Source organism: Streptomyces sp. ISL-94, from assembly GCF_018614075.1.
Taxonomy (GTDB): Bacteria; Actinomycetota; Actinomycetes; order Streptomycetales; family Streptomycetaceae; genus Streptomyces.
Genome location: NZ_JAGGOZ010000107.1, coordinates 1 through 19,065, shown reverse-complemented (window position 1 = coordinate 19,065; position 19,065 = coordinate 1). Strand labels below are relative to the sequence as shown.

Genomic DNA, 19,065 nt, shown 5'->3' with positions numbered 1-19,065 from the left:
ACATCCAGCCCCGCCGGCGTTTGAGGCGCGGGGTCTGGGGCGGAGCCCCAGGTCGTTCAGCCCGTCCGGTGTCTGAGGCCCGGGCAGCGCCCGGACCCACCCCCGCCGGCATGTGAGGCGCGGGGAGCGGCCCCGCGCAGCGGGATCGGGCGGGGGCGGGCGTCTCGCGGGGTGGAAGCCCAGCAACGGGGTGGCGCACGGGGATTACCCTGGCGGCATGACCTCGCTCGATGCCACCACCTCACCCGTCACCGCCACCGCGCAAGCGGCCCGCACCGCGGCCGCCGCCATCGCGCCACTCCCGCGGTCCGCCAAGGACACCGCGCTGCTGGCGATCGCGGACGCGCTGGAGGCCCGTACGGCCGAGATCATCGCGGCCAACGCCGTCGACACGGACAAGGCCCGCGCCGCCGGCACCAGCGAGACCGTCATCGACCGCCTCACCCTCACCCCCGAGCGCGTCGCCACCATCGCCTCCGACGTGCGGGACGTCGCCGCCCTCCCCGATCCCGTCGGCGAGGTCGTCCGCGGCAACACCCTCCCCAACGGCATCGACATCCGGCAGATCCGCGTCCCCCTCGGCGTCGTCGGCATCATCTACGAGGCCCGCCCCAACGTCACCGTCGACGCCGCCGCCCTCTGCCTCAAGTCCGGCAACGCGGTCCTGCTCCGCGGCAGCTCCTCCGCGTACGCCTCCAACACCGCGCTCGTCGCCATCCTGCGCGACGCCGTCGAAGGCGCGGGCCTGCCCGCCGACGCGGTCCAGCTCGTCCCCGGCGAGTCCCGCGACTCCGTCCGCGAGCTGATGCGCGCCCGCGGCCTCGTCGACGTGCTCATCCCGCGCGGCGGCGCCTCGCTCATCAAGACCGTGGTCGAGGAGTCCACCGTTCCGGTCATCGAGACCGGTACCGGCAACTGCCACGTCTACGTCGACGCCCAGGCCGACCTGGACATGGCCGTGGACATCCTGATCAACTCCAAGGCCCAGCGGCCCTCCGTCTGCAACTCCGCCGAGACCCTCCTCGTCCACCGCGACATCGCCGACGCCTTCCTGCCGCGCGCCCTCGACGCCCTCGCCGACGCCGGCGTGACCGTCCACGGCGACCCCCGGGTCCTGGCCGCAGCCGAGGGCACCAAGGCCACCGCCCTGCCCGCCACCGACGAGGACTGGGCCGCCGAGTACCTCTCCTACGACATCGCCGCCGGAGTCGTCGACTCCCTCGACGACGCCGTCGCCCACATCCGCCGCTGGACCTCCGGCCACACCGAGGCGATCGTCACCACCTCGCAGGCCGCCGCCCGCCGGTTCACCCAGCTGGTCGACTCGACCACGGTCGCCGTGAACGCGTCCACCCGGTTCACCGATGGTGGTCAGTTCGGCTTCGGCGCCGAGATCGGAATCTCCACGCAGAAGCTGCACGCCCGGGGCCCGATGGGCCTTCCCGAGCTGACCTCGACCAAGTACATCGTCACGGGCGACGGTCACATCCGGTAGTCGCAGACCGAACACGGTGTGGCCGGATTCGGCTCACACCCTGCCCAAAGCAGCCCCCCAGGTCTACGCTGGTCCTGTGCCGGACGACGTGGGGGGCAAGCCGTTCCCGGACGACGGGGAACCCGACGACGACCGCGGAGGCGCGGACAAGGACTTCGCCTCCGTGGTGTTCGACGAGGACTTCGTCCGGAACGCCGAGATTCATGAACCGAGCGCCGCCGAGCGCCAGCGGGCGGCCGACCGGGCGCGCGCCGAGGCGGAAGCCGCCCGCGCCGTCGCCGGCGGCTGGACCGGCGAAGACGACTACGACAGCTATGGTTACGGCCACCCCGACGGGTACGGCCCCGACGACCACGGCTGGGAGCACGACCGCGGCTACGGGTACGCCGACGGGCCGTACGGCCCGTACGGGGCCTACGGCGGCAGCCTGCGCCCCTACCGCGGCCGCTCGCCCTGGCTGCGTCCCGTCGCCTGGGTGCTCGCCTTCGTGATGGGCCTCGGCATGGTCGCGCTCGCCTTCAGCGCCGTCTACCGCAGCGCCGCGGGCGAGGCGGACCCGGCCCCCGCGCCCGCCAGTACCCCCCTGCGGGAAGTCACCGGCGTCGGCGCGTTTACGTACCCCTCTGGCCGCCAACCCTGAAGGTAACGACCCCACTCGCATCCATCGGAGCTGGGGGCTTCTCTGAAGCGGGGACAGCGGGGAGAAGCGATGGCCGTGCCAGGAGATCCACCCAACGGCACCCCCGAGGGCATCGGAGGGGGTGACGACGAGTTCCGCGCGGACGAACTCCGGTCGGTGGTGTTCGACGAGGAATTCGTGCGGGCCGCCCGGCTCCAGGAGTACTCCGCGCAGGAGCGCATGGGCGAACACGCCCGCGCCGTACGCAGCCGGTCCATCTGGTCGTCCGGCGGCGGATCCGCCTCCCGCACCGGCACTCCCGGCCGGGGCGCCCGCCAGGGCATGCTGCTCGTGCTGCTCATCGCCACGGCCTTCGCCGCCGCCGTCTACATGGGGCTGCGCAACCCGTACATCCCCCCGGCGAGCGGCCCCGCCCGGCCCCTCGCCGGCACCGTCGTCCCGCTCGCGCCCGCCTCCGCCGTGACCGGAGGGCGGCCCGCCGATCTGTACGCGACGAGCCCCGCCGCCGACTACCGTGTCGGGGCGGCCGGGATCGTCCTCCCCGCCGTGCGCCGCACGCACCACTTCACCGACGGCCAGGTCGTCACCGCGCTGTCCATCGCCAAGGACTACCTCGTGCAGTCCTCGCTGGACCCCGATGTCCTGGCCGGGACTGCCTCCCGGCCCGTGCGGGTGCTGCTCGACCCCGACCAGCTGGCGCAGTTCGACCGGAGCATGAGCGCCCCCGTCGGCGACGGCGCGCACGCGGCCACCGCCTGGCTGGTCCGCTTCGACCCGACCACCGCCGTCCTCGCCGACTCGCGGGTCCGGGTGAGCGGCACCCTCTCCTTCGAGGAAGTCACACCGAACGTGCTGGAGGTGACCACCGACCACACCTTCGTGTACGCGGTGCGCCCCGCCACCGGAGCCCCCGCCGCGGCCGACGGGGCCTCGCTCTTCACCGTCCGCCGCGAGCTGCGGCTGCGCTTCGACCGGGAGGACCTCGCCGCCCGGCGGGCGGAGGTGGCTTCGGCCTATGTGATGGCGGGGCCGCAGGACTGCTCCGCCGACCCGGCCGGAGGCTTCCGCCCGGTCCTGGCCGGAGCCGGACCGACCACGGTGGGCCCGGCCGCGAGCGACCCGTATGCCACCGGCCACCCGCGGCGCGCGGCCGGGCTGTGCGGCGTGCTGGCCCAGCCCGCGACTCCGACGGCCACCCCGGTCAGCCCTGCTCCGTAGCCCCGCCCTGGTCCTTGCCCTCCGAGGCTGCCCCGCTGCCCCCGGCGGGCCCCGGTGCGGCGCCGGTGAACCGGTCGCGGAGCTTGCCGCCCAGGTCGCCCGCCCCGCCGGCGATGTCGCCCACCAGCTTCATCAGCGGATCCTTGCTGGTGCGCACCGAGTCGGCGTAGTGCGCGGCGGACTGCCGGAAGGAGTCGGTCACCGAGGTGTCCTTGTCCTCGTCCCGCCGCGGGTAGTGGCCGTCCATGGTCCGCTGGAACTCGCGGCTCTCCGACCACTTCTTCAGCTCGGCCGCCCGCACCGTGGTGAAGGGGTGCGTCCGGGGCAGCATGTTGAGGATCTTCAGCACGGAGTCGCGCAGATCGCCGCTCGCCTCGTACTCCTCGGCCTGGGCCAGGAAGGCGTCCACGTTCATCTCGTGGAGGTGGTTGCCGCCCGCGATCTTCATGAGGCCCCGCATCGAGGCGTGCACGTCCTGCCCCACCAGCAGCCCGGCCCGGTCCGCCGACAGCTCCGACTTGCGGAACCACTCCCGCAGCGCCGTGACGATCGCCATGATCGCCATGTTGCCCAGCGGGATCCACGCCACCTTCAGCGCCAGGTTCGTCAGGAACAGCAGGATCGTGCGGTACACCGAGTGCCCCGACAGCGCGTGGCCCACCTCGTGGCCCACGACCGCCCGCATCTCCTCCTCGTCGAGCAGCTCGACCAGGGCCGTGGTCACCACGATGATCGGCTCCTCCATACCGATGCACATGGCATTGGGCTTCGGGTCCTGCTGCACGTACATCTGCGGGACCTTCTCCAGGTCCAGGATGTAGCAGGCGTCGCGGAGCATCGCGTACAGGTGCGGGAACTGCGTCTCGCCCACCCGCACGGAGTCCGACAGGAACAGCAGCCGCAGGCTGCGCTCCGGGAGCAGCCCGCTCAGGGCCTTGAACACGGTGTCGAAGCCGCTCAGCTTGCGCAGGGCGACCAGAGCCGAGCGGTCCGCCGGATGCTCGTACGCCCGCGAGGAAATGCCGGGGAACCTCCTGCGGTCCCGCGCCGGTGGCTGTCCGAACCCTGTCTCCGTCATTGCGCCCTCCCCTGGATCGACCTGACCGCTCTGCGTCTATCCTCTCCAACGCCTGAGTCGGCGCGAGCGTGCCCCAGGCCCCCGCATACGATGTGAGCGAAGTCTCCGCCCGCTCCCCGACTCGATAGGTACCTGCCTGATGAGCCTCTCCTCCACCGCCCACAACCTGGTCGTCCTCGCCTCGGAGGGGGCCGGGCAGCACGGCGGCAACCACGACAGCCTGAGCCCGTACCTGACCGGCGGCGGCGCCCTCTTCATCCTCTGCCTGATGCTCTGGATCACCACGCGCCTGAACCGTGACCGCTAGGCCTCGTCCGCCCGCAGTGCCCGCGCCACCGGGCCAGTAGGCTCTGCGCTCATGGGAGAGCAGGAAGTGCCTACCGGCCCGGTCAAGCGCCGGCTCGGCGTGATGGGCGGGACGTTCGACCCGATCCACCACGGACACCTGGTGGCCGCCAGCGAGGTCGCCGCCCTTTTCCACCTCGACGAGGTGGTGTTCGTACCGACCGGCGAGCCGTGGCAGAAGTCGCAGCGGGCCGTGTCGCCCGCCGAGGACCGCTACCTGATGACGGTCATCGCCACGGCCTCGAACCCGCAGTTCTCGGTCAGCCGCATCGACATCGACCGCGGCGGGCCGACGTACACGATCGACACGCTGCGGGACCTGAAGGCGCTGAACGGCGACGCCGACCTGTTCTTCATCACGGGCGCCGACGCGCTCGCACAGATCCTGACCTGGCGGAACGCCGACGAGCTCTTCTCGCTCGCCCATTTCATCGGAGTCACCCGGCCGGGTCATGTGCTCACCGACGACGGCCTGCCCGAGGGCGGGGTGTCCCTGGTCGAGGTGCCCGCGCTGGCGATTTCCTCCACGGACTGCCGCGCACGGGTCGCCGAGGGGGATCCTGTCTGGTACTTGGTGCCGGATGGCGTGGTGCGCTACATCGACAAGCGTGAGCTGTACCGGGGAGCCTGAGCTTCCGGAGAGAGGGGCCCCGCGGTGAACGACCGACAGGAGTCGTACGACCCGTACGCCGGTCAGGAGCAGCAGCTCATCGGCTACGACGCGTACGGGCGGCCGGTGTACGGCCAGGTGCCCGCCCAATCCACCCCGCAGTACGAGCAGCAGTACGAACAACCGTACGAGCCGCAGCAGCAGCAGTACGGCTACGAGCAGCATCAGCAGAGCTACGGCAGGCAGCAGTACTACCCGCCGCAGCCGGCCGCCCAGGAGTACGCGCAGCGGGAGTACGCCCAGCCGCCCTCCTACGGGTACGAGCCGCAGCAGACCCAGCAGTGGATCCCGCAGCAGCCCGCCCCCGAGCCGCCGCGGCCCGAGCGCCGGCCCGAGCGGGAGCGGCCGCAGCCGGCCGCGGCGCACGTCCCCGAGCCGCGCCAGGCACCCGAGTACCGCACCGAGCAGTTCTCCTTCATCGAAGAGCCGGACGAGGAGTCCGAGGACGTCATCGACTGGCTCAAGTTCACCGAGAGCCGGACCGAGCGCCGCGAGGAGGCCCGCCGCCGCGGCCGCAACCGGGTGGTCGCGCTGATCGTCGTCCTCGCCCTGTTCGTCGTCGGCGGCCTCGGCTACCTCTGGTACGCGGGCAGGCTGCCGTTCCTCGACGGCCCGGAGAAGAAGACCGGCGCCACCGCCGATGCCGGGGCGCAGAAGCGGGACATGATCGTCGTCCACCTGCACAACACCAAGAAGGGCGGCACCTCCTCGGCGCTGCTCGTCGACAACGTCACCGCGCAGCAGGGCGCCACCGTACTGCTGCCCAACACGCTCGGCGTCCCCGGCCCGGACGGCATCAGCACCGGCCTCGGCAAGGCGGTCGAGGAGGGCGGCCTCGGCACCCGAGAGTCCCTCGACTCGGTGCTCGGCACCCGCATCGGCGGCACCTGGCGCCTGGACACCCCCTTCCTGGAGAACCTGGTCGAGCTGGTCGGCGGCATCGAGGTCGACACCGACACCGCGGTCCCGGCCGACGACGCGGCCAAGGCCCCGGCCGTCGCCCAGGGCCAGAAGCAGAGCCTGAGCGGCGCGATGGCCGTCGCCTACGCCACGTACCGGCCCCAGGGCGAACCGGAGGCCAAGCAGCTGGACCGTATGGGCAAGGTGCTCTACGCCGTCCTGCGCAAGGTGCCGAGCGACCCGAAGGCGGCCGCCCTCACGGTCGAGAGCATGGGCCAGATCCTCGACCCGGCCCTGAACGCGCAGACCCTCGGCGCGCTGCTGTCCCGCCTCGGCGCGCACGCCAAGGTGGGCGCGTACCGCACCGACGTCCTCACGGTGAAGCCGGACGGGACGCTGACGGACGACGCCACCCAGAAGGTCGTCAAGGAGGTCCTCGGCGGCTCGGTCGCGGCGGCGCAGCCCGGTGCCACCCCGCGCGTCGGCCTCAAGGACGCCACCGGCGACGAGAAGACGCAGGTCGCGGCCAAGGCGGCCCTGCTGAACGGCGGCTACACCTTCGTGGAGGGCGGCAAGGCCGACAAGACCGCCGCCACCTCGCAGATCACGTACCAGGACGACACGCAGCGGGACCGGGCCATCGAGGTCGCCAAGACGCTGGGGCTGCCGGAGACGGTCGTGAAGAAGGGCGAGAACGCGGTGAACGCGGATGTCGTGGTGATCCTGGGCAAGGACTACAAGCCGTCCTGACCGGGCCCCGGAGCACAGGGTCGCCCGCGCGGAACGTTCCGCGCGGGCGGGGTCGGCGGTACATGAGACCCTTGTAAGGATCTGCCCGCCAACCCGAAAGCATGGCCAGTGACCGCCACGGACCGCTCCATCGAGCTCATCACCACCGCTGCCCAGGCAGCGGCCGACCGGCTCGCGCACGACATCATCGCGTACGACGTCAGCGACGTGCTGTCGATCACCGACGCCTTCCTGCTCGCATCCGCGCCCAACGACCGCCAGGTCAAGTCGATCGTGGACGAGATCGAGGAGCGACTGCTCAAGGAGCTCGGCGCCAAGCCGGTGCGCCGCGAGGGCGACCGCGACGCCCGCTGGATCCTGCTCGACTACGTCGACATCGTCGTCCACGTGCAGCACAGCGAGGAGCGGGTCTTCTACGCGCTGGAGCGCCTGTGGAAGGACTGCCCCGAGATCGAGCTGCCCGAGGACGCCAAGCTCACCATCGGCAAGGCCGAGGAGCACGCCAAGCTGCGCGAGGCGGCAGGCGACGACGACATGGACGGTGATCTGTTCTGAGCACGACCGCCACCGGAAAGACCGGCCGGAAGATCGTCCTCTGGCGACACGGCCAGACTTCGTGGAACCTGGAGCGCCGCTTCCAGGGCTCCACCGACATCGAGCTGACCGAGGCCGGTGTGGCGCAGGCGCGCCGCTCGGCGCGGCTGCTCGCTTCGCTGAAGCCGGACGCCATCGTGGCCTCCGACCTGCGGCGCGCCTCTGACACGGCCGCCGAGCTGGCCGCCGTCACCGGGCTGACCGTGACGCACGACCCGGCGCTGCGCGAGACCTACGCCGGCGAGTGGCAGGGCCTCACGCACGACGAGATCCTCGCGAAGTACGGAGAGCAGTACGCGGCGTGGAAGCGCGGCGAGCCGGTCCGCAGGGGCGGCGGCGAGCTGGAGACCGAGGTCGCCGACCGCGCGGCGCCGGTCGTGCTGGGGCACGCCGGCCGGCTGCCGGAGGGCGGCACGCTCGTCGTGGTCAGCCACGGCGGCACCATCCGCACGACCATCGGCCGCCTGCTGGGCCTGGAGTCGTACGACTGGGAGAGCCTGGGCGGGCTCTCCAACTGCTGCTGGTCCGTCCTCGGCGAGGGCGCGCGCGGCTGGCGTCTGATGGAGCACAACGCCGGCACGCTGCCGGAACCGGTGCTCGGCGACGACGACTGATCGACTCCCGACCGCTCCCCGCCGGGGCTGCCACCCGGATTTCACTTTCCGGCTGGGCGCAGGCTAGAGTTCTTCTTGTTCGCAGCGCAGAACACCGGAGACCGGGGGGAGCGCGGCGGAGAGCGGGGCTATAGCTCAGTTGGTAGAGCGCCTGCATGGCATGCAGGAGGTCAGGAGTTCAATTCTCCTTAGCTCCACAATCAGGATCCCGTCCCCAATAGGGGGCGGGATCCTTGCTTTTGTACCCTTTGCGTTTGCTGACCCGGCCCGCACCGGCATGGCAGAATCGGGACCGCCGGAGGGGGAGACGACGGCCCGATGCGGGAGGGAGTCGCTGACGGATGGGTGCACACCGGCGCCGGTGCGACTGGTGCAACAACGGCACGCCGATCGTGCGGGACATGGACCCGGTCAACCCCGACTACCAGTACTGGTGCGAGGAATGCGCGCGGGCGCTGATCATAAAAGGCGACCCGATCGAGACGTACCGCGAGCTGGAGGGGGAGCCGATCTACGGCCGGCTGCTCGACGAGCACTGCACGCTCAAGCGGTTCTATCAGTTCGCGAGAGCGTGACGGCCTGACGGCGTGACGGCATGACGAGATGGGTTAAATCGGGCATGGCTCGGGGCCGGCGGAAACCGATTTTTGGACCAGGGCCATGACCGTGTAATGTTTGGGACGTCGCCAAGGGGAACCGGCAAGGGAAACCGAAGCGGCAAGCAGGACAAGGGGCTATAGCTCAGTTGGTAGAGCGCCTGCATGGCATGCAGGAGGTCAGGAGTTCAATTCTCCTTAGCTCCACAGTGAAGAAGAAGCGGGCCACCCGGATCGGGTGGCCCGCTTCTCGTTGTGCTCGCCCTTCGGAACGGCTGAGCGCCCGCGGGGGCCGCTGCGGTACCCTGACGCCATGCGTGCCGTACGCCTTCTGCTTACCGAGCCGCGCTGATCAGTGCCGACCCCTCGAGACGGTCGGCATCGGCGCGGCGTCCCCTCCTGTGCGAGGGGTTTTTTCGTTTGGGCAGGCAGAGACGGCAGAGACGATCGATGGAGCTTCAGAAATCATGAGCGAGACGAACACCCCGGCCCCCGAGGCGGCCGAGGCGCACCGCTACACGGCTGCCATGGCCGCCGACATCGAGGCACGCTGGCAGGACGTATGGGACGCGCAGGGCACCTACGAGGCCCCGAACCCGACCGGTGACCTGGCCGGCCCTGATCCGATTCAAGCGGCCGCGGTCGTCGCGCGGCCCAAGAAGTTCATCATGGACATGTTCCCGTACCCGTCCGGTGCGGGGCTGCACGTCGGCCACCCGCTCGGGTACATCGCCACCGACGTCTTCGCCCGCCACCAGCGGATGACCGGCCACAACGTCCTGCACACCCTGGGCTTCGACGCCTTCGGCCTGCCGGCCGAGCAGTACGCCGTGCAGACCGGCACGCACCCGCGCGTGTCCACCGAGGCGAACATCGAGAACATGAAGGTCCAGCTGCGCCGGCTGGGTCTGGGCCACGACAAGCGCCGCTCCTTCGCGACGATCGACCCGGACTACTACAAGTGGACCCAGTGGATCTTCCTGCAGATCTACAACTCCTGGTACGACGCGGACGCGAAGAAGGCCCGCCCGATCACCGAGCTGGTCGTCGCCTTCGAGAACGGCTCCCGCGAGGTCCCCGGCGGCCGCGCCTGGGCCGGCCTGACCGCGGGCGAGCGGGCCGACGTACTGAACGAGTACCGGCTGGCGTACGCCTCGGACGCGCCCGTGAACTGGTGCCCCGGGCTGGGCACCGTCCTGGCCAACGAGGAGGTCACCGCGGACGGCCGTTCCGAGCGCGGCAACTTCCCGGTCTTCAAGTCGCGGCTGAGCCAGTGGAACATGCGGATCACCGCGTACGCGGACCGGCTGCTGGACGACCTGGACGCGCTGGACTGGCCCGAGGCCATCAAGCTGCAGCAGCGGAACTGGATCGGCCGCAGCGAGGGCGCGCGCGTCGACTTCGCGCTGGGCGACGAGGCCATCACCGTCTTCACCACCCGCCCCGACACGCTGTTCGGCGCGACCTACATGGTCCTGGCGCCCGAGCACCCGCTGGTCGAGAAGTTCATCCCGGCCGCCTGGCCCGAGGGCACCCACGAGGTGTGGACCGGCGGGTATGCCACCCCGGCCGAGGCCGTCGCGGCGTACCGCAAGCAGGCCGCCTCGAAGTCGGACGTCGAGCGGCAGGCCGAGGCCAAGGACAAGACCGGTGTCTTCACCGGCGAGTACGCGGTCAACCCGGTCAGCGGCGAGAAGGTCCCGGTCTTCATCGCCGACTACGTGCTGATGGGCTACGGCACCGGCGCGATCATGGCGGTCCCGGCGCACGACGGCCGCGACTTCGAGTTCGCGCGCGCCTTCGAGCTGCCGATGCGCTGCGTGGTCGCCCCGACCGACGGGCGCGGCACCGACCCGGCGGAGTGGGACGACGCGTTCGTCGCGCCCGACGCCGTACTGGTCAACTCCGTGGGCGAGGGCATCTCCCTGGACGGCCTGGACGTCGCCGAGGCGAAGGCCGCGATCACCGCGTGGCTGGAGTCGCGAGGCATCGGCGAGGGGACCGTCAACTTCCGCCTGCGCGACTGGCTGTTCAGCCGTCAGCGCTACTGGGGCGAGCCCTTCCCGATCGTCTACGACGAGGACGGCGTCGCGCACCCGCTGCCCGAGTCGATGCTGCCGCTGGAGCTGCCGGAGGTCGAGGACTACTCGCCGCGCACCTTCGAGCCGGACGACGCCGCCTCGAAGCCGGAGACCCCGCTGTCCCGCAACGAGGCGTGGGTCGACGTCGAGCTGGACCTGGGCGACGGCGCGGGCGTCAAGCGCTACCGCCGCGAGACCAACACCATGCCCAACTGGGCCGGTTCCTGCTGGTACGAGCTGCGCTACCTGGACCCGAACAACGCCTCGGCGCTGGTCGACCCGGCCATCGAGCAGTACTGGATGGGGCCGCGCGAGAACGCGCCGCACGGCGGTGTCGACCTGTACGTGGGCGGCGCCGAGCACGCGGTGCTGCACCTGCTGTACGCGCGCTTCTGGTCCAAGGTGCTGTTCGACCTGGGCCACGTGTCCTCGGCGGAGCCGTTCCACAAGCTGTTCAACCAGGGCATGATCCAGGCGTACGCCTACACCGACGCGCGCGGTGTGTACGTGCCGGCGGCCGAGGTCGAGGAGCGCGACGGCGGCTACTTCTACCAGGGTGAGCCGGTCAAGCGTGAGCACGGCAAGATGGGCAAGTCCCTGAAGAACGCCGTGACGCCGGACGAGATCTGCGAGGAGTACGGCGCGGACACCCTGCGCCTGTACGAGATGGCGATGGGCCCCCTGGACGTCTCGCGCCCGTGGGACACCCGCGCCGTCGTCGGCCAGTACCGGCTGCTGCAGCGACTGTGGCGCAACATCGTGGACGAGGAGACGGGCGCCGTCACCGTCGTCGACGGAGAGCCGGGCGAGGACACCCTGCGCGCGCTGCACAAGGCGATCGACGGGGCCGGCGCGGACATGGCGGGGCTGCGGTTCAACACCGCCATCGCCAAGATCACCGAGCTGAACAACTTCCTGACCAAGGCGGGCCGCCCGCTGGAGCGCTCGGTCGCCGAGCGGCTGGTCCTGCTGGTCGCCCCGCTGGCCCCGCACATCGCGGAAGAGCTGTGGCACCGCATGGGCCACAGCGAGTCGGTCGTCCACCAGGACTTCCCGGTCGCGGACCCGGCGTATGTCGTGGACGAGAGCGTGACGTGCGTGGTGCAGGTCAAGGGCAAGGTCAAGGCGCGGCTGGAGGTGTCGCCGACGATCTCGGAGGCGGAGCTGGAGCAGCTGGCGGTGACCGATGAGGGTGTCGTCGCGGCGCTGGGCGGCGCGGAGATCCGCAAGGTGATCGTGCGTGCGCCGAAGCTGGTGAACATCGTCATCTGAGGTCGCGTGAGGTTGCCTGAGGTGCTCTGAGGCGCTCTGAGGTCATCTGTCGCCCCCTATGGGGGAGATCCCTTACGGGCAGGTTGGGGGTTCGATTGGAACCCCTGGCCTGCCCGTGGCGTTTACGGTGGAGGGGACGGACAAAGTGCTGCGGGGACTGGGGAAGGGACACTCATGGAGGCCGCGTTGATCATCTTCGCGCTGATGGTGCTTTTCACCATTCTGGGCCTGGGCCTGTTCGTCACCGTCAAGGTGGTGAAGGCGGCCAAGCGCGGAGTCGACCGGACGATCACGCAGGCCCGCCGGACGGTGGAGGACACCGCGCTGAGGGCGAAGAGCTTCGGGCAGGTCGGTGTCGCGGGCGCGCTGGCGCAGCTGCGGCTGGATCTGCGGACGTCGATGCGGGCCACGCAGCAGGCGCTGTACGAGGGGGCCCGGGCGGATGCCTCGCTGAAGGAGTCCATCGGGCTGTTCGAGCGGCTGAGCGCGCACGGGCACGAGCTGGACGACGAGCTGAAGCGGCTGGAGCAGGAGCCGGACCGGCAGCGGATCGCCGACAGCCTGCCCGACCTGCGCGAGCGCACGTCCAAGATCACGCAGGCGGCGGATTCGCTGCGCTGGGCGGCCCGGGACCGGGCCCGGCGCTTCGCCGAGGACGACCTGTCCGCCCTGTCGGCGCAGATCGAGATGGAGTCCGGGGCGCTGCGCGACTGGTCCCGTCAGTCGGTGGACGACCTGACGGCGGCGGCAGCAGCGTGGGACGCGGCGCAGCCGGCCGGACCCGCGGCGGCCCCGCCTGCCCAGCAGCAGCCGCGTCCGCAGTCGCAGCCCGCGGCGCTGGACCCGGCCGCCCCGGCGACGCCGTACCCGTGGCAGAAGGCGCCCCGTCCGGAGCGGGCGGGCTGACCGGCGCGGGGTTCGGGTCGCAGACCCTGTCGGGGCCCGGGCGGCTCCGGCCGGCGGGCCGCTGTCGCGGCCGGTGGCGGCCGGGGTGCGCAGGAGCGGAGCCCTTGCCGCTGTCCGGGGCGGAGCCCCCAGTTTCGGGGAGGGGGCGGGGTGGGGGAAAGCCCCGCCGACCCCACGCCCGGCTCGCCGCCTGCCGCCGCACGGTGCCGTAGGCTCTGGCCGCCGCGGCGGGGCGTACCGGCGTGCCGGGCACGGGCAGGCGGCCCGGGGTCCAGGCCCCGCCGGGCACGGGCAGGCGGCCCGGCCGATGCCCCGAGAAGGGGCCCAGGCTGCCGTCCCACCCCCACTGGCGGTAACCTCCGCCTCATGTCCCGCCATGTCGCCATCGTCACCGATTCCACGGCCTACCTGCCCCAACCGGCCATGGCGCGGCACGGAATCACCTCCGTCCCGCTCACCGTCGTACTGGGCGGCGAGGCACTGGTGGAGGGTACCGACATCTCGGCGCGCAGCCTGGCCCTGGCCCTGCAGAAGCGCCGGTCGGTCACCACCTCGCGCCCCAGTCCGGAGGAGTTCGTGCGGGCCTACCAGGCGGCCGTGGACGCCGGTGCGACCGGCATCGTGAGCCTGCACCTTTCCGCGGAGTTCTCCGGGACCTACGACGCCGCCGTGGTCGCCGCCAGGACCGCCCCCGTACCCGTACGCGTCGTGGACACCGGCATGGTCGCCATGGCCCTCGGCTTCTGCGCGCTCACCGCCGCCGAGGCCGCGGAGGCGGGCGGTTCCGTCGACGAGGCCGTGGCCGCCGCCGAGAAGCGAGCCGCGGACATGTCCGCCTACTTCTACGTCGACACCCTGGACTACCTCCGCCGCGGCGGCCGGATCGGGGCCGCACAGGCCCTCCTCGGCTCCGCCCTGGCCGTCAAGCCGCTGCTCACGCTGGAGGGCGGCCGGATCGAGATGCTGGAGAAGGTGCGTACGGCCTCCAAGGCCATCGCCCGCCTGGAGGAGTTGGCCGTCGAGCGGGCCGGGTCGGGCAGTGTCGACGTGGCCGTGCACCACCTGGCGGCCCCCGAGCGGGCCGAGAAGCTCGCCCAGCGGCTGCGGGAGCGCATCCCCGGGCTGGTCGAGCTGCACGTCAGCGAGGTGGGCGCGGTGATCGGCGCGCACACCGGACCGGGGCTGCTGGCGGCGGTCGTCTCCCCCCGCTGATCACCGGAACGGGTGGCCCGGTTGTCCACAACGGGCCTGTCGTCCACCGGAATTGCGGGCTCCGAACGGGGGTCGGGCTTCGCCCTTACGGTCGTGGCATGACTCTTCGAACGCGTACCTCGCAACCGTGGGGCTCGGGCGCCACCAGCGGCCCGGGCCGTCCCCGACTCTCCGACAGCCGTGTGCGGAACCGCCGTGAGCGGCGACGCCCCCATCCCGAGCCGGCCGCGGTGCGGCGCCGTGCGGAGGCCCTGCTGGGCGGCAGCAGCCCGCCACCGGCGTCGCCGTCCCTATCCCCACCACCGTCCCCATCGCCGCCGTCGCCGACTGTTCCGGCCCCGTCCCCGCCCGCGCTTGCGGTCCAGGTTCCGGTCGAGGCTTCGTCCGGGGCACCGCCCGGGGAGGCGGCGGAGCTGCCTTCCGGGTTGGCGCGGAGGCTGGCCGTGCGGGAACGGCTGCCGGTGTGGCTCCAGGCCCACTGCGCGGTGGAGCCGCGCACCGTGGCCGCGGTGGCGGTGGTGCTGGTCGCCGCCGTCGGCTTCGCGGCACAGCAGTACTGGTCGGCCCGCCCGCAGCCGGTGACCGCGCCCGCGGTGGTCACCCCCGGCACGGGGTCCGCGACGGCACCCGCCCTGGCGGGGATCGCCGCCCCGCCCGGGCCCGCCGGGCGGATCGTCGTCGACGTGGGCGGCAAGGTCCGGGACCCGGGTGTGCGGCGGCTGCCCGCAGGCTCGCGGGTCGAGGACGCGCTGGCCGCCGCCGGGGGAGTGCGGCCGGGTACGGACACCTCCGGGCTGAACCGGGCCCGGGTGCTGGTGGACGGCGAGCAGGTGCTGGTGGGCGCCCCCGCGCCGCCCCCGCCGGGCGGGGCGGGGCCGAGTCCCGGCCCCGTCAGCCTCGGCACGGCCACGGTCGAGCAGTTGGACGGCCTGCCCGGGGTCGGGCCGGTGCTGGCCCAGCACATCGTGGACTTCCGCACCGCACGCGGGGGTTTCCGCTCGGTGGAGGAGCTCCGGCAGGTCAACGGCATCGGGGAGCGGCGCTTCGCCGACCTGCGCACGCTGGTGCGGCCGTGAACCGCCCCGAGGCGGGGAGGCCGGCGGACCTGCGCCTGGTGGTGCCGGCCCTCGCCGCCTGGGCGGCGGCCGCCCTCGCCCTGGACGCCCCGGCGGGACTCAGCGCCGCCGGGGCGGCCCTGGGGGTGGTCGCCGCCGGGCTGTTGACGGCGGTCGGGCGCCGGCGCCCCGGGTCGCTGTGGAAGGTCGCCCCGGCGGCGGCCGCGGCCCTGCTGTGCGCGGCCGCCGGGGCCGGGGTGGCGGGGCTGCAGCGGGCCGAGGCGCGGGCCGGGCCGGTCGCCGGGCTGGCCCGAGACCATGTCCGTGTCCACGCGGAGCTCACCGTCGGCTCCGATCCGCGGGTGCCGGTCTCCCGGGGCGGTAGCGGGCCGCCGCTGGTGGTGCTGGACGCGGTGGTGACCCGGGTGACCGGGCCCGACGGAGCGCGGACCCGGGTCGAGACCCCGGTACGGGTGCTCGCGGCGCACCCGGGATGGGCGCGGCTGCAGCCCTCCACCCGGGTCGCCGTGGTCGCCCGGCTGGCCCCGGCACGGAGCGGGGAGCGGGCGGTGGCCCTGCTGCGCCCGGCGGTTGACACCCCGCCCGGGGTGACCGGCGGCCCGGATCCCGCGCAGCGGTTCGCGGGACGGCTGCGGGCCGGGCTGCGCCGGGCCACCGAGGGGCTCGCGCCGGATGCCAGGGCCCTGCTGCCGGGGCTGGTCGTCGGCGACACCTCCAGGGTGCCGCCGGACCTGCACGAGGCCTTCCGGGCCACCGACCTGCTGCACCTGCTGGCCGTCTCCGGATCCAACCTGACCGTGGTGCTGTTCCTGCTCATCGGGCCCCCGGCCCGCGCACAGCAGGCCGAGCGGGGCGGGCTGGCGCCCCGGCTGGGGCTCTCGCTCCGGGCGACCGCCCTGGGCGGGGCGGCCCTGACGCTGGCCTTCGTGGTGGTGTGCCGGCCGGAGCCCAGCGTGCTGCGGGCCGCGGCCTGCGGCGCCGTCACCCTGCTGGCCCTCGCCACCGGGCGGCGCAGATCCCTGATCCCGGCCCTGGGCGCCGCCGTGCTGCTCCTGGTCCTCTACGACCCGTGGCTGGCCCGCAGTTACGGCTTCCTGCTCTCGGTCCTGGCCACCGGGGCCCTGCTTACCCTCGCGCCCCGGTGGAGCGAAGCCCTGCGGCGGCGCGGGATGCGGCCGCGGCTCGCCGAGGCCCTGGGAGCCGCCGCTGCTGCCCAGGCAGTGTGCGCGCCCGTGGTCGCCGTGCTGGCCGCCCGGGTCAGCCTGGTGGCGGTGCCGTGCAACCTGCTGGCCGAGCTGGCGGCCGGTCCGGCGACCGTGCTCGGCTTCGCGACGCTTGCCGCGGCCCCGGTGTGGATGCCCGCCGCGCGGGTGCTCGCCTGGTGCGCCGGGGTGCCGGCCGGGTGGATCGCCGCCGTGGCACGGGCCGGGGCGCGGCTGCCGGGAGCGGAGCTGTCCTGGCCGGGCGGGCTCACCGGCGGGCTGCTGCTGGCCGCCGCCACCGTCGCCCTCGTCGGCCTCGGCGCCCGGTTCGGCCGGCGGCGGTGGGTCTGCTCCGCCCTGGTGTTGGTGCTGCTCCTCGTCGTCCTGCGGCCGCCGCAGCTCACCCGTACGCTCACCGGCTGGCCGCCGCCCGACTGGAGCTACGTCCAGTGCGCGGTGGGCCAGGGGGACGCCGCCGTACTCGCCGTCGGGCCGGGCGAGGCCCTCGTGGTGGACACCGGTCCGGACCCGGGCCCGGTGGACTCCTGCTTGAGATCCCTGGGCGTGCGCCGGGTGCCGATGCTGCTGCTGACGCACTTTCACGCCGACCACGTGGGCGGCCTTTCGGGGGTGCTGCGGGGCCGGTCCGTGGGTGTGATTCAGGCCACCGCGTGGGAAGAGCCCCGGGGGCAGGCGGAGTTCGTCCACCGGGCCGCGGCGGCCGCGGGCGTACCCGTCGTACGGGCGGTGGCGGGAGAGCGCCGGCGGGCCGGGCCGCTGGAGTGGCAGGTGCTCTGGCCGCCCTCGGACGCGCCCCCGCCCGAGGGGCCCAACGACGCGAGCGTGGCCCTGCTGGTGCGGGGTGCGGGACTGACCCTGCTGCTGCTCGGCGACCTCGAACCCCCGGCGCAGGAAGCGCTGTTGAGGCGGCATCCGGAGCTGGGGCCGGTGGATGTGCTGAAGGTCGCGCACCACGGTTCCGCGCACCAGGATCCCGTGCTGCTCGCCCGGGTCCGGCCCCGGCTCGCGGTCGTTCCGGTCGGTGCGGGCAACCGCTACGGGCACCCCGCACCCGGTACACTCGCCCGGCTGCGGGCGGTGGGGGCGACCGTGCTGCGCACCGACACCGACGGCTCGATCGCCGTCACCGGAAGCGGCCCGGGGATGCGGGCAGTTCCGGCCAACCGGCGGCGGAGCAGGCGCGGGCATACCGGGCGCGACCATTCTGTTTGCCCCCAACCCGACAGCATGATCGAATGCGTCTTCGCCAGAGCGGTCCAAGACCACGCAGCACGGGGGTGCATCAGCCATGTTCGGTCGCCGACGGGGGATGGAGACGGCCGGAAGTTCCAGCCCGCCGACATCCGCGACACTGACACTGCCGCCGACGGCACGGCTGCTCAGCTGCCGGGTCCTCGACACGGTCCACCAGCCGGTCCGCCAGGCCGCGTTCGAGGTGACCGACCCGATCGGCCGCCGGATCGTCAGCGGGGAGACCGACCCGTACGGCGGGTTCACGGCGGCCGTGCCGGAGGGGGAGTACCGGCTCTCGGTCACCGCGGAGGGGTACGCGCCGTTCCACGGGGCGACGCTCGTGGGGGAGCCCGCGCAGCCCGGCACCGTGGAGATCATCCTCGACACGGTGGAGCCGCCGCTGCTGCCGCAGCCCGGCCACTGGGAGCTCGACCCGACGCACTCGTCCATCGGCTTCACGGCCCGGCACATCGGCTTCGCCCGGATCCGCGGCCGGTTCAACACGTTCGCCGGCGCGGTACGGATAGCCGAGCGCATGGAGGACTCCTTCATGCACGTGATCATCGATGCGGCGAGCATCGACACCGGGGTGCGGATGCGCGACGACCACCTGAGGTCCGCGGACTTCCTGGACGCGGCCCGGCACCCCACGGTGGAGTTCTACAGCGAACGGTTCATCCACCGCAGCGGCAGCCGCTGGGCCGTCGCCGGCGCCCTCACCCTCCACGGAGTCAGCCGCTCCGTCACCCTGGACACCCGGTATCTGGGGCACGGGACGGGCCTGGAGGGGGAGCCGCGGGCGGCCTGCCGGGCCACCGCCGAACTGCAGCGCGAGGACTTCGCCCTGAACTGGCAGTCGGTGCTGGCCCACGGGATCGCGGCGATCGGTTCGAGCGTGGAAGTGACGCTGGACGTCCAGATCGTCCACAAGGCCTGAGGCCCGAGGCGCGAGGCCTGAGGCCTGAGGCCCAGCCCGAGGGCCGGACCGGAGCCCGAGGCGCTGCTGGTGCTGTGCCCGGAAAGGTTCACCGGGTCGCGACGCTCCCCCGGCTACCTCCCCCGGACTCCGTCCGGGGGGACCCCCACGGAGGTGCCCCCAGGCACGGCACCTCGCCGTGTTGTCGGACCGCGCGAGTACGTCCAGTACGAGCCGCGGCCCTCC

The 19,065-nt window shown here is 72.9% G+C and carries 15 protein-coding genes, 2 tRNA genes and 1 pseudogene; 17 read left to right on the top strand and 1 reads right to left on the bottom strand.

Features of this window, described 5'->3' with window-relative positions:
* The first annotated feature begins 217 nt into the window (after nt 1–217).
* The 3 genes from J7E94_RS28345 to J7E94_RS28335 all read left to right on the top strand — a co-directional run bounded on the left by J7E94_RS28345 (nt 218) and on the right by J7E94_RS28335 (nt 3,353).
* Nucleotides 218–1,495: a glutamate-5-semialdehyde dehydrogenase gene (locus J7E94_RS28345; protein ID WP_215019652.1), complete on the top strand. Its 1,278-nt coding sequence runs from the start codon at nt 218–220 to the stop codon at nt 1,493–1,495.
* A gap of 76 nt (nt 1,496–1,571) precedes the next feature.
* Nucleotides 1,572–2,135, top strand: coding sequence for a hypothetical protein (locus tag J7E94_RS28340; RefSeq protein WP_215019651.1), 564 nt, complete (start codon nt 1,572–1,574; stop codon nt 2,133–2,135).
* Nucleotides 2,136–2,204: 69 nt separating this feature from the next.
* A complete protein-coding gene (locus J7E94_RS28335; protein ID WP_215019650.1) occupies nt 2,205–3,353 on the top strand; it encodes a hypothetical protein in 1,149 nt (382 codons plus the stop codon).
* Here the strand turns inward: J7E94_RS28335 and J7E94_RS28330 are convergent.
* Nucleotides 3,337–4,431, bottom strand: a complete 1,095-nt coding sequence (locus J7E94_RS28330; protein WP_215019649.1) for a M48 family metallopeptidase — start codon at nt 4,429–4,431, stop codon at nt 3,337–3,339. The genes J7E94_RS28335 and J7E94_RS28330 overlap by 17 nt on opposite strands.
* A gap of 139 nt (nt 4,432–4,570) precedes the next feature.
* On the opposite strand from J7E94_RS28330, the gene J7E94_RS28325 reads away from it, so the two are divergent.
* The 14 genes and pseudogenes from J7E94_RS28325 to J7E94_RS28265 all read left to right on the top strand — a co-directional run bounded on the left by J7E94_RS28325 (nt 4,571) and on the right by J7E94_RS28265 (nt 18,840).
* Complete coding sequence (locus J7E94_RS28325; protein ID WP_215019648.1) at nt 4,571–4,738, top strand: hypothetical protein; 168 nt, start codon at nt 4,571–4,573, stop codon at nt 4,736–4,738.
* A gap of 51 nt (nt 4,739–4,789) precedes the next feature.
* The gene (gene nadD, locus J7E94_RS28320; RefSeq protein WP_215019647.1) at nt 4,790–5,407 is read left to right on the top strand and encodes a nicotinate-nucleotide adenylyltransferase; all 618 of its coding nucleotides are present in this window, start codon (nt 4,790–4,792) and stop codon (nt 5,405–5,407) included.
* A gap of 24 nt (nt 5,408–5,431) precedes the next feature.
* Nucleotides 5,432–7,096 (top strand): LCP family protein, encoded by a 1,665-nt coding sequence (locus tag J7E94_RS28315; protein WP_215019646.1) that lies wholly within the window; start codon nt 5,432–5,434, stop codon nt 7,094–7,096.
* Between the two features lie 108 nt (nt 7,097–7,204).
* Nucleotides 7,205–7,651, top strand: coding sequence for a ribosome silencing factor (gene rsfS, locus J7E94_RS28310; RefSeq protein ID WP_215019645.1), 447 nt, complete (start codon nt 7,205–7,207; stop codon nt 7,649–7,651).
* A complete protein-coding gene (locus tag J7E94_RS28305) occupies nt 7,648–8,304 on the top strand; it encodes a histidine phosphatase family protein (RefSeq protein ID WP_215019665.1) in 657 nt (218 codons plus the stop codon). Before rsfS ends, J7E94_RS28305 begins: the two co-directional genes overlap by 4 nt.
* Before the next feature lie 124 nt (nt 8,305–8,428).
* Nucleotides 8,429–8,501, top strand: a tRNA-Ala gene (locus J7E94_RS28300).
* A gap of 144 nt (nt 8,502–8,645) precedes the next feature.
* Entirely contained in the window at nt 8,646–8,879 is a 234-nt protein-coding gene (locus J7E94_RS28295; RefSeq protein WP_008738908.1) for a hypothetical protein, read from the top strand.
* Between the two features lie 155 nt (nt 8,880–9,034).
* Nucleotides 9,035–9,107, top strand: a tRNA-Ala gene (locus tag J7E94_RS28290).
* A gap of 260 nt (nt 9,108–9,367) precedes the next feature.
* Nucleotides 9,368–12,253 (top strand): leucine--tRNA ligase, encoded by a 2,886-nt coding sequence (leuS, locus tag J7E94_RS28285; RefSeq protein ID WP_215019644.1) that lies wholly within the window; start codon nt 9,368–9,370, stop codon nt 12,251–12,253.
* Nucleotides 12,254–12,427: 174 nt separating this feature from the next.
* Nucleotides 12,428–13,159, top strand: coding sequence for a hypothetical protein (locus J7E94_RS28280; protein ID WP_215019643.1), 732 nt, complete (start codon nt 12,428–12,430; stop codon nt 13,157–13,159).
* 366 nt (nt 13,160–13,525) lie between these two features.
* Nucleotides 13,526–14,371 carry a DegV family protein gene (locus tag J7E94_RS28275; protein WP_215019642.1) on the top strand — a complete coding sequence of 282 codons (846 nt, stop codon included), beginning with the start codon at nt 13,526–13,528 and terminating at the stop codon, nt 14,369–14,371.
* A 443-nt stretch (nt 14,372–14,814) separates the two neighbouring features.
* On the top strand, nt 14,815–15,447 hold the full coding sequence (locus J7E94_RS35820) for a ComEA family DNA-binding protein (protein ID WP_308345490.1): 633 nt from the start codon (nt 14,815–14,817) through the stop codon (nt 15,445–15,447).
* Nucleotides 15,444–17,825: pseudogene (locus J7E94_RS28270) on the top strand (ComEC/Rec2 family competence protein); the annotation flags it as partial. The gene J7E94_RS35820 and the pseudogene J7E94_RS28270, both read left to right, overlap by 4 nt.
* A gap of 133 nt (nt 17,826–17,958) precedes the next feature.
* Entirely contained in the window at nt 17,959–18,840 is an 882-nt protein-coding gene (locus tag J7E94_RS28265) for a YceI family protein (RefSeq protein WP_215019641.1), read from the top strand.
* The last annotated feature ends 225 nt before the right edge of the window (nt 18,841–19,065 follow it).